The sequence below is a fragment of the Methylobacterium sp. J-070 genome (genome assembly GCF_022829385.1).
Classification (GTDB): Bacteria; Pseudomonadota; Alphaproteobacteria; order Rhizobiales; family Beijerinckiaceae; genus Methylobacterium.
On the sequence record NZ_JAKSXX010000099.1, the window covers coordinates 1 to 13,718 of the forward strand.

The 13,718-nt window shown below is 65.7% G+C and carries 12 protein-coding genes; 7 read left to right on the forward strand and 5 right to left on the reverse strand.

The genetic code is table 11. The features are described from left to right. Positions 1–414: response regulator (locus MKL01_RS07115; protein ID WP_279604454.1), on the reverse strand; the 414-nt coding region annotated here is incomplete at its 3' end. Between the two features lie 507 nt (positions 415–921). On the opposite strand from MKL01_RS07115, the gene MKL01_RS07120 reads away from it, so the two are divergent. Next, on the forward strand, positions 922–2,889 hold the full coding sequence (locus tag MKL01_RS07120) for a PAS domain-containing sensor histidine kinase (protein WP_243904515.1): 1,968 nt from the start codon (positions 922–924) through the stop codon (positions 2,887–2,889). A gap of 114 nt (positions 2,890–3,003) precedes the next feature. Here the strand turns inward: MKL01_RS07120 and MKL01_RS07125 are convergent, their stop codons facing one another. Further along, the gene (locus MKL01_RS07125) at positions 3,004–3,288 is read right to left on the reverse strand and encodes a hypothetical protein (RefSeq protein WP_243904516.1); all 285 of its coding nucleotides are present in this window, start codon (positions 3,286–3,288) and stop codon (positions 3,004–3,006) included. Positions 3,289–3,422: 134 nt separating this feature from the next. Between MKL01_RS07125 and MKL01_RS07130 the strand changes: the two genes are divergently transcribed. Beyond that, complete coding sequence (locus MKL01_RS07130) at positions 3,423–4,436, forward strand: HWE histidine kinase domain-containing protein (RefSeq protein WP_243904517.1); 1,014 nt, start codon at positions 3,423–3,425, stop codon at positions 4,434–4,436. A 25-nt stretch (positions 4,437–4,461) separates the two neighbouring features. On the opposite strand, the gene MKL01_RS35950 is transcribed toward MKL01_RS07130, so the two are convergent. Then, on the reverse strand, positions 4,462–5,595 hold the full coding sequence (locus tag MKL01_RS35950) for a sensor histidine kinase (RefSeq protein ID WP_243904518.1): 1,134 nt from the start codon (positions 5,593–5,595) through the stop codon (positions 4,462–4,464). A 139-nt stretch (positions 5,596–5,734) separates the two neighbouring features. Further along, positions 5,735–7,957 carry a hybrid sensor histidine kinase/response regulator gene (locus MKL01_RS07140; protein ID WP_243904519.1) on the reverse strand — a complete coding sequence of 741 codons (2,223 nt, stop codon included), beginning with the start codon at positions 7,955–7,957 and terminating at the stop codon, positions 5,735–5,737. A gap of 498 nt (positions 7,958–8,455) precedes the next feature. Between MKL01_RS07140 and MKL01_RS07145 the strand changes: the two genes are divergently transcribed. The 4 genes from MKL01_RS07145 to MKL01_RS07160 all read left to right on the forward strand — a co-directional run bounded on the left by MKL01_RS07145 (position 8,456) and on the right by MKL01_RS07160 (position 11,404). Beyond that, on the forward strand, positions 8,456–9,010 hold the full coding sequence (locus MKL01_RS07145) for a hypothetical protein (protein WP_243904520.1): 555 nt from the start codon (positions 8,456–8,458) through the stop codon (positions 9,008–9,010). Beyond that, positions 9,007–9,462, forward strand: coding sequence for a hypothetical protein (locus MKL01_RS07150; RefSeq protein WP_243904521.1), 456 nt, complete (start codon positions 9,007–9,009; stop codon positions 9,460–9,462). Before MKL01_RS07145 ends, MKL01_RS07150 begins: the two co-directional genes overlap by 4 nt. 213 nt (positions 9,463–9,675) lie before the next feature. Beyond that, positions 9,676–10,299 (forward strand): O-methyltransferase, encoded by a 624-nt coding sequence (locus MKL01_RS07155; RefSeq protein ID WP_243904522.1) that lies wholly within the window; start codon positions 9,676–9,678, stop codon positions 10,297–10,299. A gap of 67 nt (positions 10,300–10,366) precedes the next feature. Next, the gene (locus MKL01_RS07160) at positions 10,367–11,404 is read left to right on the forward strand and encodes a DUF3500 domain-containing protein (RefSeq protein WP_243904523.1); all 1,038 of its coding nucleotides are present in this window, start codon (positions 10,367–10,369) and stop codon (positions 11,402–11,404) included. Positions 11,405–11,463: 59 nt separating this feature from the next. Here the strand turns inward: MKL01_RS07160 and MKL01_RS07165 are convergent, their stop codons facing one another. Then, the gene (locus MKL01_RS07165; RefSeq protein WP_243904524.1) at positions 11,464–12,117 is read right to left on the reverse strand and encodes an FMN-binding negative transcriptional regulator; all 654 of its coding nucleotides are present in this window, start codon (positions 12,115–12,117) and stop codon (positions 11,464–11,466) included. A 112-nt stretch (positions 12,118–12,229) separates the two neighbouring features. Between MKL01_RS07165 and MKL01_RS07170 the strand changes: the two genes are divergently transcribed. Continuing rightward, positions 12,230–13,696, forward strand: coding sequence for a PLP-dependent aminotransferase family protein (locus tag MKL01_RS07170; RefSeq protein ID WP_243904525.1), 1,467 nt, complete (start codon positions 12,230–12,232; stop codon positions 13,694–13,696). Positions 13,697–13,718 lie beyond the last annotated feature (22 nt).

Consider the following 13,718-nt stretch of genomic DNA (forward strand, 5'->3'; position numbering starts at 1 on the left):
ACTGGCAACGTGCAGCCTGAACGTAGAAGGGCCTCGATCGGGCCCCTTCTTCGTTCGCCGCCGATCGTAAGGGTCAGGCCGGCGGGATCTCGCCCGTCTCGGCGTCGTGAGGATCGGCGGTGGCCTGGTTTTGCTCCGCCCTACACAGGTGCAACCTGAGCAGACAATGATCCGCGTCTCAGGCCATCGCGCGCGAACGGTGTGGGCTAGGACGCAACCGTCCATCGCGCCGGGCATGTTGAAATCGGTGAAGAGGAGCGCGGCGCCACCGTTGGCCTCTAGGTGCTGGATCGCGCCGTGTGCATGCTCGGCTTGCAGGACATCAAACCCCAGCGCGGACAGCATCTCAGCAGCAGCCACGCGGACAATCGCTTCATCGTCAGCAAGTACGGCGAGGGGGCGAGATCCTGACATGGATCGAAGAATGCGCCCACGCGAGGCACGTTTCAGCTTTGCAGCAGATTTTTTGGATGCAACGGCTGGCGAGGTGTCGGCATGGGGGGCACTTCCTCAGAGACTGACACGCCTTGCTGAGTGCGCCCGGCCGAAACAGTGTCAGCTACCACCAGCACGCGGGAGAACGCGTACCTTCTTCTCTGCACCAAAGCCAGCCGCTTAATCTCTGTCGTTTACCGGAATACGGAATGAGCTGCTCTTGCTCGATTGAGCTTGTATATGCACAATACGGGAAAAAATCAGTACAATCACCCTTATGACGACATGTGCTTTCTGACGCTTCGAATTCGTAATTATCTATCGATCCAGACATAAGTCGGAAATAGTGCGTGGCACGTTCGCAACTACCGCTAAGTATTTGCGCAGACCATAGGAACCAAGACCCGATACGCCGCCTTGGCTAAGCGCGACGCGCGTCGCGGGGTAGCCCCTTTCTCGGGTCTGTCCTTGCAGGAAGGAACACGCATGGCATCCCAGTTTGGGTCGGCCACCGAGAACGCAGATGAACAGCGCTTCCGACTTTTGGTACAGTCGGTCACCGACTACGCCATCTACATGCTCGATCCCAGCGGCATCGTGGCGAGTTGGAACCGAGGCGCAGAGCGCTTCAAGGGCTACACGGAAGCCGAGATCATCGGTCAGCACTTCTCGCGCTTCTACACCGAAGAGGATCGCCAAACTCAATTGCCGCGGCGCGCGCTCGCGACCGCTGTAAATGAGGGGCGGTTCGAGCAGGAAGGCTGGCGCGTCCGCAAGGACGGAACTCGGATGTGGGCGCACGTCGTCATCGATCCCATCCGTGACCCGTCCGGTACGCTCATCGGCTTCGCCAAGATCACGCGGGACATCACTGGGCAGAAAGTCGCACGCGAAGCGCTCCGCCAGAGCGAGGAGCGTTTCCGGCTGCTCGTGCAGGGGGTCACTGACTACGCCATCTTCATGCTCGATCCGGACGGCGTGGTGACGAACTGGAACGCGGGTGCGGCGCGGATCAAGGGCTACACCGAAGCCGAGATCGTCGGGCAGCACTTCTCGCGCTTCTACACCGAGGAAGACCAAGCAGCGGGCGTGCCTGCCAGGGCTCTGGAGACGGCAACGCGGGACGGCCGGTTCGAGGCCGAGGGCTGGCGGGTGCGCAAGGACGGCACGCGCTTCTGGGCCAGCGTGGTGATCGACGCGATCCGCGAAGACACCGGCCAACTGATCGGCCTTGCCAAGGTCACCCGCGACATCACAGAGCGTCGGAGTGGGCAGGAGGCCCTGGAGAAGGCGCGCGGCTCCTTGTTTCAGGCGCAGAAGATGGAGGCGCTGGGCGGCCTGAGTTCCGGGATCGCCCACGATTTCAACAACATCCTGACGGTCATCCTCGGCAACCTCGATCTCCTCCGTCGTGCGCCGGAGCAGCGTCGCGAGCGCCTGATCAACAACGCGGTCCATGCGGTGGAGCAGGGCCGCAAGCTGACCCAGCAGTTGCTCGCCTTCGGTCGTCGCCACCTGCACCAGCCCGAAGTTCTGGACCTGAATGGGCTGGTCCTCGGCATGGACGACATGCTCAAGCAGTCGCTGCGGGGGGACATCCGCGTGGAGTTCGATCTCGCGCAAGGGCTATGGCCCGTGGAGGTCGATCCGGCCCAGCTTCAGATCGCGTTGATCAACCTCGCGGTGAATGCGCGTGACGCCATGCCCAAAGGTGGCCAGTTCCGGATCAGAACGGAGAACGTCACCGCCCCCGGCAGCGACCTCGAACAGAGCGTCGCGATTGCGGTGAGTGACACCGGGTCCGGCATGCCGCCGGAGGTGGTCGCCCGCGCGTTCGAACCGTTCTTCACCACCAAAGAGGTCGGCAAGGGCACTGGGCTGGGGCTGCCGCAGGTCTACGCCTTCGCGCAGCAGTCGCGCGGTTCCGTGCGCATCACGAGCGAGGTTGGTCGCGGAACGACCTTCACGATCTCGCTGCCGCGCACGCATGCACAGATCGTGGAGAGGCAACGGGTGAGCCACGATCCCGACGCGTCTGCGCGGCCCCTGCGCGTTCTCGTGGTCGAGGACAACGCACAGGTGGCGGAGGTCGCGGCCTCGATCATGGCTGAGCGGGGCCACGCGGTCGTGAGCAGCGCCAGTGCCGCGGAAGCCCTAAACGTCCTGACCTCTGGGCAGCCGTTTGATGTGATCCTGTCGGACCTCGTGATGCCGGGGGAGATGAACGGGTTCGATCTGGCCCAGCATGTGCGCGACCGCTGGCCCACGCTGCCGGTGCTGCTGGCGACGGGCTACAGCGATCAGGCTGCCAGGGCGATCAAGGCAGGCTTCCCGCTGATCTCAAAGCCCTACGAACCGGCGGGGCTCCTGCTTGCCGTCGAGGGGGCAGCGGCGGCAGTCACCACTCCCAAGCAGCATAGCAATGTCGTCCGTCTACCTCGCATTGGGAAGTGATCGGAGGGCAGACTTGAGCCCCGGTTTCAGCCAGGGTCGGCGCACCTGCCTCAATACGGGCCTGCTTTACTTCTTCGGTCCCTTCTGAGGATGGTGGAACGGCCGAGACTACTTCTAGGTGGCGGCTAAGCCATTAACATCGACCGGCGCGACGGGCGCCGACAGGCGCTTTGTGTTTGCGGCAACATGCTCGCGGTAACGGGCGATTACGGTCTCGGGCGACCCGCCGAGCATCAGCGTCGTCATCGCCTCGCCAGCAGCGTGAACCTTCTCCACCACCATGGATTGGGCTTCCGCCAGCCCTTCGCTGCCGCCCCAGGCCAGACGAACTAAGCGCAACTCAATGACACGCTGCGCCTCGACGGCGAGCAGGAACGAGGAGAAGAAGGGATTGTACACGGCACACTCCAGACCGCTGTGGGCGCGGCAAAGCTTGAACACGCCACAACGGTGGAGAGATCCGGCACTCGGCCGCATGCCCGGTCTGCGTTCCAGCCCCCTTCTGCCTGACGAACTTGAAGCGGAGATAAGCATTGGACGATCACGGCGACGCTGATCCGATCAGACCGGATCTGAGCGTTCTCCTGGCGGCTGTCGAGGCGTCGGGCGAGGCCGTTCTCATCACATCGGCTGACCTGGGAGAGCCGGGCCCCCGCATCGAGTACGTCAATCCGGCCTTCACCCGCATGACGGGTTACGAGGTGCGAGAAGTCGTGGGTCGCTCGCCCCGCTTTCTTCAAGGCCCGAAGACCGAAGCCGCCGTGCTCGACCGCATGCGGGCAGCACTCGCCGCGGGCGAGCCGTTCCAGGGCGAGGCGGTGAACTACCGCAAGGACCGTTCGACCTATGTGGTCGAGTGGCTGATCACGCCGATACGCGATCCAGACGGCCGCATCACGCGCTGGATGTCGGTGCAGCGGGATGTCACCGCGCGGCATGCGGCCGAGGGGCGCCAGGACCTTCTGGTGAAGGAGCTACATCACCGCGTTCGGAATACCCTAGCCACCGTGCAGGCGGTGCTCAGCGCTAGCGCGCGTTCGGCGGGCGATCTGGCCGAGTTCCAGCGCACGTTCACCGCTCGGATCACCTCGCTGGCCAAAACCCACACCCTGCTCACCGAGGATCATGCTCAGGCGGTGCCGTTCGAGAGGCTGCTCCGCTCCGAACTTCAGCCCTACGATGACCCACGACCCTCGCGGGTCACGCTGCGTGGTCCGGCTGTCGTCCTGCCGTCCGAGCTTGCCGTGCCGATCGGAATGGCGATGCACGAACTCACCACCAACGCTGTTCGGCACGGTTCCCTCAAAGATCCAGATGGTCGCCTGGAGGTGATCTGGTCAGTGGAGGAGAGGCAGTCGGGTCGGGTGCTGCACTGGACCTGGAATGAGCACGACGGGCCGCCTGTAGCCCTGCCGACGCGCGAGGGGTTCGGCCAGCAACTGCTCAACGGTGTGCTCAGCTACCGGATCAAGGCAAAGGTCGAGATCGCGTTCGATCCAGACGGACTGCGGGTCAGCATCGACATTCCGTTGCCCAGCCAGGGTTAGACTTGATGACCTGATCTCTGACAGATCACCCCTGAGCCGCAGCTTCACCGGAGCAGACGCGCGGCATCTCGACCGTGAACCGCGAGCCACGTCCCGGCTCGGACTGCACCTGTACCGGATGGCCGAGCACGGCCGCCGTGCGCCGCACGATGGACAGGCCCAGACCCATGCCATCGCTGCCGGTATCAATCTGCGAGAACGCGTCGAAGATCCTCTCCTGCACCTCGGGTGCGAGCCCGATGCCGGTGTCGATTACGTCCAGGAACACGCTGCTCCCGCGTACCCGGCAGCCGACCAGCACGCTGCCTTGGCCCGTGTATTTGATGGCGTTTCCCACGAGGTTGCCGATGATGGTGGTCAGCATCACCGGATCGGAGCGCACTAGAGCGCGTGAGGATTGTACCCGCAACCGCAAGCCCTTGGCCTTGGCGTGATGGTGCCAGCGTGGAGATATCCGCGAGAGCACGTCCGCGATCGGGAACGCCGTCATGTTGGCGCTCGCCTCGCTTCGCGTGGACGCCTCGGCGAGTGCGCACAGATCGGCCAGGAGTTGGCCACACGCCTCTTGCGCCAATCCGAGAAGACGCGTGCTACGTCCGTCCGTCGCCTTCAGGCTCGGGCGCAACAGGTCCAGCACCATGCTGATCACCTGCAAGGGCTGGCGCAGGTCGTGTCCGGCGACCGCCATCAGACGGCTGCGGGCTTCGTCAGACCGCCGTGCAACTTCGAGGGCACGCACGAGCGCCTCCTCAGCCGCGCGCATGCCGGACTGGTCGCGCACGATCTTGAGGAGCCCATCCGGCACGCCGTCCGCATCTCGCAGCGGCGTCGTTACGCTGCTTGCCCAGAATTGCGAGCCATCGCCGCGAAGGTAGTAGAGCGTGCCTTCAGCCCGGCCGGTGCGCAGGACCTGCGCGGCTTCGCGAGCGGACACCAGGGTGGCACGATCCTCGGCAGTGAAGATCACGTCGGCGGATTGACCGAGTGCTGCCTCAGCGCTCAGACCGAACAGCCGCTCCGCGCCCGCGTTCCAGCCGCGCACGCGGCGGTCGAGGTCCATCTCGATGATGGCGTGCTCGACGGCACCGTCCATGATCTGCCGAAGCCGCGCGGCATCGCGGGCATCCGCACTCGCATCGTAGCAGTCCGACGTATCCACACCCGTTCCTAGGGCCCGATGCCGTCACGCGGCGTGCCGGGTTCTATCGTGTGAGCGAATGATCCGTGGCGAGACTAGCGAATAGCTACGCTCTTCGGCTTTGATCCATGTGTGCCGGTACTGCCGGACGTAAAAGCGATTATGTCCCATCCGTGCCAGAGGAGGCGACCGGGTTCGTAGCACCTTGGCGCAACACCTCTTCAAGCTTGGCGGCGATCTGCGGCAGCGTGAACGGCTTGCCGATCAGGTGCGTGCCCGCGTCGAGCGCACCGTTATGGACGATCGCGTTGCGCGTGTATCCAGTCATGTAGACGACTTTCAGATCAGGGCGCAGCTTGAGCGCCGCATCTGCCACCCTGCGTCCGCCCATCTCCGGCATGACCACGTCGGTGAGCAGAAGCGCGATCTCCGGGTGTGCAGCCAGCAGCCGCAGGGCAGCCGCGCCACCATCCGCTTCGAGCACCCGGTAGCCGATCTCGCGTAGCGCCTCGCCTGCGAACTGACGCACGCCCTCCTCATCTTCGGCGATGAGGATCGTCGTCTTGCCATCGACCCACGCGAGCAGCGCCGGTCGCGCTTCGATAATTTCATCGACACCTGTGTAGCGCGGCAGGTATAGCTTGACCGTTGTGCCGTGCCCTTCCTCCGAGTAGAGGGCGACGTGTCCTCCCGATTGCTTAGTGAAGCCATAAACCATCGACAGGCCGAGGCCGGTGCCCTTGCCCTGCTCCTTGGTCGTGAAGAACGGCTCCAGCGCCTTGGCCAGCACCTCTCGCGACATGCCGGTGCCGGTGTCGGTCACAGCGACCTGCACGTACTGACCCGCGGCGACTTCATCGCGGCTCGCCGCGTAGGTGTCGTCGAGGTGCGCATTGGCGGTCTCGATCGTCAGCCGCCCGCCGTCTGGCATGGCGTCGCGGGCGTTCACCGCGAGATTGATCAGCGCGTTTTCCAGTTGGCTCACGTCGGCGTAGCCGCGCCAGAGGCCGCCGCCGAGCACCGTCTCGATGCGGATCGTCTCTGGCAGCGTGCGCCGGAGCAGTTCCGACAAGCCCGATACGACCTTGTTGGCGTCGAGCGGCTTAGGGTCGAGGGGCTGTCGGCGCGAGAACGCGAGCAGGCGTTGCGTCAAACTCGCCGCGCGGGTCGCGCCCCCGCGTGCGCTCTCGATGAGGCGGCGATGGCGGTCATCGCCGTTCGTCATGCGGCGGTCGAGCAGGTCGAGCGAGCCGAGGATGATCTGGAGCAGGTTGTTGAAGTCGTGTGCGATGCCGCCAGTCAGGCGTCCCACGGCCTCCATCTTCTGTGCCTGCTGAAGCTGCGCCTCCGTCTCCTCGCGCCGAGCCATCTCCACGCGCAGCGAGGCGAGTGCCAGCGCCTCACGCTGGGTTCGCCGCAGGGCGAGCAAGCTGAGGAGCACCAACCCCGCCGTCGCGGGAACGCCGAAGAGCAGGTGGACGGCCATGCCCTGTGCCCAGTCGCGGATCACCTCTGATCGATCAAGACCGGCAGTGACGTAGAGCGGATGATGCGGGAGGCGCCGGTAAGCGATCAGGCGCGGGACGCCCTCAGCACCGGACGATGCCTCGATGATGCCACGCTCCGGCTTGCGAGCGATGGCCTGCATGATCGCGCCGCTGGCGGGACGGCGCATGTAGTTGGTGATCAAGTCGGGATAGCGCGCCAGAAGCGCGCCATCGTCGCGCATCAGCGCAATCGTCGTGACATCGCCCTCGCGAGCGACTTCACCGTAGTAGTCGCGAAAGTAGACTGGGTCGGCGGACACCGCTACGATCCCTTCGAAACCGTAGCCTTCAATCGGCGCTTCGCGCGCTACGCTGATCTGGAAGGCGGCACGCTCTACGAGGCGCCCGGTCACCACCTCGCCGATGTAATCTTGATCGCGTGGAACAATACCGTCACGCTGAGCGGTGAAGTAGGCGCGATCGGATAGGTCCGCATCCCGATCCACTGGAAAGCTGGTCGCGGCGACGAGGGCATGGCCATCCTTGTCGAGCACCCAGATGCCACGGACCTGCGGCAACCGTGCGGCGAGGGCGGCGAGGCGCGCGTGCAGATCCGCCTCGCGCGCCAAGATCTCGCTGTCACCCAGTCCGAGCAGGATTTGGTTGATCTGCGCAGCGGCGAGATCGTGCGTCTCGAACACCTTGACGGCATGCTCATGGACGAGGTCGAGGGTGCGTTGCAGACGTGCGGCGGCATCCGTGAAGGCGTTGCGGTAGGCGATCCAAGAAGCGGTGACGAAGACGAGGAGCGGCAGGATCAGCGCAGCAGCGGCAAGAAGCCGAAGCTGTCGCACCGCGGTTCCGTCCGCGGTTGGAGCGATCGGTGTGCCGGTCACGGGGTCGGCCACCGCCAGCCGCGGGACAGAAGCCTAAAGCTTTCGATGCTCACAGGCACTACTCGCGACGCAAACGGCTCGGTGATGCTGCACGCCCCACCCGATAGGCCGCTGAGCCTTGACGCGCTGTGATCCAAGCACTCCATGATGGCAAGGCCGCGTTCATCTGGCCGACCCGGTAGCTGCGTCAGCGAACAGTACGTCTTTATCCTGGCGACACTCAAGCTCGGCCCACGTGTTCGTGACGTTGGTAGCTCGATCGGCCTCGATTGGAGCCGCGCTGCGTCCTCAAAAGCGAAGCGGAGTGCCGCCGCGTCACACCAGCGAAGTTCAGGGTCGATGAGGCTCCTTCGCGACAGCCGACATGATTGGGCAATGGAGCGGTCCCACCATCGCCTGATTGTCGTGTGAGAACGGTGCGCAACGTGAGGGAAGCCCGGCATGCCACCGAGTGACTCCTACAGGCGCCGGATCTGCTGCATCGCTGCCGGTGTGCTTGTGATCGCGCTCGTTCAGGCTGCCTGTGCCCAGGCGCTCGGCGCGCAAGACATGCTGAAGGACGCGCGCGGCTTCGGTTGGGACATCGCCCTCTATTGGATTGCCGCGCTGCGCTTCGGGCGCGGGACATGGGCTGAACGCGCTTCCACACTGCTCGTCGGAGCCCTGCTGGCAGGTTCGGGCATCGACGCGCTTGCCGACATGTGGACAGACCTTGGCCGTTCCGAGAGCGACAGCACGGCGGATACGCTGCTGTCTGACGCCTTCGCACTCGCCGCCCCTGGTCTCGCAGCCGCGGTGCTACTCCGGTTCCGGCACACTACAGATCCGCTCGTGGCAGCGTCGTGGCTGAACGCCCGCAACGATCTCCTAGCCGCCGTCTTGACGGTCGTGTGCGACATGACCGGGCACGTAGTGGGCCTGCGCTGGCCGGGCTTCGCGCTCGATCTGATCGGCGTGATGCTGTCGTTCCAGGCTGCTGCGATCGTACTCCGGTCGGCGCTCGTCGCGCCCGCCACGCTTGAACCCATTGCCCTGGCGGAGAGATCGCGATGACCGTTTCTGTCGATTGCGCTCTCGAACCGAAAGGCGAGACGGCCGCTGATCCCCGAGAAGCTGCGCGTGTGGTCCGCCGTCGATCAAGCTCGTCCGGCGCCCTCTACAGGATCGGCCTGCCCATTGCTCTGTGGATCGGGTTCGTCAACGTCGCCCACCACTACTACGGCAAGGGTCTGGCCACGGACGCAGTCCTGCACGACGTGGTCGAGGCTGAACTCGCCAGCCGCCGCTGCCCCGGCTTGCGCCTCGATCCGGCAGGCTTTCGAGAGCTTGCCCAAGAGCGCGGGATCAACCATGCGGACCTATACCAGAAGCGATCAGTACGTCTCCAAAAGGTTGCTAACCGCCTCGATCGCAGCCTGCGCGCCAATCCAGAGGGTGGTTGTCAAAAGATGCTCGACCTCTACGGCGAGACCGGCTCCGCGCCGCATCTGCTGACGCGGACTTGATCGAACCCACGTCCTACTAGGTCGAGCCTACTCTTACGCGCACTCGATTTTTAGGCGATGGCCATCGTCGCGCTGAACCCGCGCCTGTAACCCGTGGGCTGAAGTACCCTCAACTGGCGCCGTGACTGAACCGCAGAAACTGATGGATACTTCAGGTGATGGCCGAGACGATCGCCAACTTGGATGCATCAGCCCTGTCATGGAGCGCTCCGGATGGATGAGCAGATCGCGGCGGTACTCGACGCCTACCATCAAAGGATCCAGCAGGAAGGGGCGCAGCCCCGCGAGGCACCCGGAGGCCGGGATGGTGGTCAGGATCAGCGCATGCGGGCCGTGGGCCCGCAGACCGGCCAGCTTCTTAACATTCTGGCGCGCAGCCTTGAACGGCCGACCATCCTCGAACTCGGCACGTCCTTCGGCTACTCCGGCATCTGGCTCGCGGAGGCGGCACGGGCGACCGGCGGTCGCCTCATCACCATGGAGGTGCACGCCTACAAGTCCGCGTTCGCCCGCGACATGGCGCAGAAGGCCGGGCTTGCCGAGCACATCGAATTCAAGGTCGGCGACGCAGTCCAGATGATCCGCGCGTTGCCGGACGGCATCGACTTCGTCTTGGTGGACCTCTGGAAGGACCTCTATGTGCCGTGCCTTGAGGAGTTCTACCCCAAGCTCAACCCCGGCGCGGTCATCGTGGCCGACAACATCCGGACCGACCGCTCCGATGTGATGGATTACGTCCGGGCGGTGCGCGCCAAGCCCGATATCACGAGCATCATGTTACCCGTGGGACAAGGCATCGAGATCAGCCGTTATAGGGACGGCGCCTCGCATGCATAAGCGCGCCTTCCTGACCCTGACCGGCTCCGTCGCGATGTGCGCGCTCCTTCGCTCCTCCGGAGGTGGCTTGGCGAACCCGGCGCAGGGCGTGGGCGTCGCGCAGACGCGGACCATCGCCACAGCGGCAACGGCCTTCCTGAACGCGCTGAGCGACGAGCAGCGGGCAGCGGTGCGGTTCGTGTTCGAGCCGCGACCGAAGGCGACCGCTGCCCACTTCAGGGGCGGCATGCGCGGCGACGTGGACATGGTCGGCGAGCAGTATGGTCGGGCGATGTGGTCGAACTTCCCGGTCAGCGACGTGCCGCGTCCGGGTCTGCGCATGGGCAGCCTGAGCGAGGTGCAGCGCGAGGCCGCCATGGCGCTGCTGCGGATGCTGCTGAGCGATAGGGGCTATCGCAAGGTGCTCGACATTATGGGGTCCGACCAAGCCCTTGCGGACACCGGCACGCCCTACGCCGCGGGGCGTGCCGCCTACACGCTGGCTATCTTCGGGACGCCGAGCGTCGCCGACCTCTGGATGGTGCAGTTCGGCGGCCATCATCTGGCGCTCAACGTCACGATGCTGGGTGAGCATGCCGTGCTGGCACCTGTCCTGACCGGGTGCTTGCCCGCGATCTACGAAGAGGACGGGAAGCGGGTCCGCGCGCTGGCGGCCGAGAACGACAAGGCGTTCGCCTTGCTCGACACGCTCGACAAACAGCAGCGCGGATGGGCCATCATCGGCCACCCCGTGTCAGAACTGGCGCTCGGGCCGGGACGCGACGGCGAGACGATGCTGCCCGTTGGGGTGAAGGGCTCGACGCTAACCTCGCGGCAGCGCGATATGCTGTTCGACCTGATCAACGAATGGGTGGGCATCCTCAACGACGTTCATGCCGCGCCTCGCTTAGCAGAGATCAGGGCCGCGCTGGACGAGACCTACTTCGCCTGGAGCGGCCCCACCACGTGCAAGCCGGACCGGAACGGCACCTCGTACTTCCGCGTCCAGGGGCCGAAGCTCTTCATCGAGTTCTCACCGCAGGAGCCGGGTGGCGATCTGACGATGCACGTCCACACCATCTACCGCGATGCCCTGAATGCCTACGGGCGGGCCCTGTCGGCGTAGCCTGTGTTGACCGACCATCGCCAACATCGAGCCCGCCCATCCAATCGGTTCCGCGGTGGCTACGGCGTCGAGCCCTGAGCAGTGAGGCGCGTGTCCAGCGTCTCCTGCATGAGGTCGGCGATGGCGTGAGACCCGGCGTCCGGCTGTCTGCGCAGGCCACCGATCGCCCCGCGGTGGCGCACCTCGTCCTTGTGCTGGATCAGCTTCAGTTGCGCCTCGACGCCCTCCACCCGCATCTCGATCGTCACGATCGCCTTCATCATCATCGCCATCCTGCTCGGGTCGAGCCGCGCCGAGGTCCACGGCGCCTTGCCCGGCATCCGTTCCTCGAAGTACGCCACCATACGATCGACGTGGTCCTGATTGACCGCCGCGGGCAGCACCCGCGCCGTGCCGGTCAGATGAACCGCCGTGTATGTCCAGGTCGGCACCTCGTTGGGCATACCGTACCAGTCCGGGGAGATGTAAGCGTCCGGCCCGGTGCACATCAGCAGCGCTGGACAGCCGTCGCCGACGTGCGTGTGGATGGTGTTGGCTCGGGCGACGTGCAACTCGATCCGGAGCGTATCCTTCCCGTCCTCGTAGGTGAGGAACGGCAGGTGGACGGCTGAGGGTGCCGCACTGGTCGGCACGGCGAAGGTCCCGTAGGCCCGCTCGCGGAGCAGGTCGAGGCCGCGCTCGCGGGTCGTCTGGAAAGCGGGGTGGACGTACACGGAGGGCTCCTGCTCGATGGCGTGTCTCCGTCCTACTGCTCGGCGGACCGATCGCATTGTGCCGGTGGCGCAATTCCGGTTAGACCACTTCGTGCCCGTGACGCCGCTGCCCATGACCGGCTTCGCTCTCGACCCCGCCGCCGAGGGCTGGCAGGACCAGATCGTCGCGCACCTGCGCGGTCTGATCCTGAGCGGCGCGCTCAGGCCGGGCTCGGCCGTCCCATCAACCCGAACGCTCGCGCGCGATCTCGGTGTGGCGCGGCAGACCGTGGTGTTGGCCTACGCGCGCCTCGCCGCCGAGGGCTACCTCGACGGCAGACCCGGCTCGGCCACGCGCGTGTCTGAGGTGATCCCCGAGGATCTACCCAACCGTGAGGAGGATCAGCCTACGACGGTTGATCGCGTGCAACCTTCGACCGCGATCCGGCTGTCCGCCAGGGGTGCGGCGACTGCGGCGCTCGCGGCCACCGCGGCCCGGCCGGGGGCGACGATACTCGCGCCGGGCATCCCGGCGCTGGACGCGTTTCCGAGCCGCTTGTGGGAGCGGCTGTCTGCCGAAGTGTGGCGCGGGCGACCGGCCGGGCTGCTCGGCTATGCTGAGCCCGGAGGCCACCGACCGCTGCGGGAGGCCATTGTGGGCTATCTTGGCGCAATGCGCGGGGTGGCGTGCGCGGCGGAACAGGTGATCGTCACGTCCGGATCGCAGCAGGCTATCGCGCTCGCCGCGCACCTGCTGGCCGACGCGGGTGATGCGGCGTGGGTCGAGGACCCGGCCTATATCGCGGGACGGCACGCACTCGTGTCGGCTGGATTGCGAGCCGTGCCCGTGCCGGTCGATGCGGAGGGGCTGGAGGTGGAGCGCGGGGCAGCGCTGGAGCCGCGAGCGCAAATAGCCCTGGTCACGCCCTCGCACCAGTATCCAGCCGGGGCGGTCATGAGCCTGCGCTGTCGCCTCGCCCTGCTGGCCTGGGCAGAGCGGGCGGGCGCCTGGGTGATCGAGGACGATTACGACGGTGAGTTCCGCTACGTCGGTCGACCGTTGCAGCCGCTGGCGGCGCTCAGTGAGCGGTCGCAGCGCGTGATCTACGTCGGCACATTCTCGAAGGTGCTCGCGCCGGGGTTGCGGCTGGGCTACCTCGTGCTCCCGCCCGGCCTCGTCGGTGCGTTCACGGCAGCGCGTGCCTTGGCAGACCGGCAGCCACCTGGGCCCGAGCAGGCGGTGCTGGCCGAGTTCATCGCGCGGGGACATCTGGCGCGGCACGTGCGGGCGATGCGCACACTGTACCGAACACGGCGCGACGCTCTCACCGACGCAGTAACATTGCACGCGGGTGGCCTGCTGGACGTGGCGGTGCCGACCTGCGGCCTGCACGCGGTCGGGTATCTGCGCGACCGCGCACGTTCAGACACGGAAATCTATGACCGCGTCCTGCGGCATGGCGTGCAGACGCCGCCACTCTCGGCCTACTACGCGACGCGTGAAGCACTCCGACCCGGTCTGCTGCTGGGCTTCGCCAGCACGCCGGAGGATCGGATCGCCGATGCAGTCCGGACGCTCGCGGCACTGTTACAACGATGACACCGCAAAGGTATCCCCGGAC

Excerpts from the sequence above, each read along its gene's own strand:
- MKL01_RS07120 (WP_243904515.1), top strand. The coding sequence starts at position 922 with ATGGCATCCCAGTTTGGGTCGGCCACCGAGAACGCAGATGAACAGCGC.
- MKL01_RS07150 (WP_243904521.1), top strand. The coding sequence starts at position 9,007 with ATGACCGTTTCTGTCGATTGCGCTCTCGAACCGAAAGGCGAGACGGCC.
- MKL01_RS07155 (WP_243904522.1), top strand. The coding sequence starts at position 9,676 with ATGGATGAGCAGATCGCGGCGGTACTCGACGCCTACCATCAAAGGATC.
- MKL01_RS07170 (WP_243904525.1), top strand. The coding sequence starts at position 12,230 with ATGACCGGCTTCGCTCTCGACCCCGCCGCCGAGGGCTGGCAGGACCAG.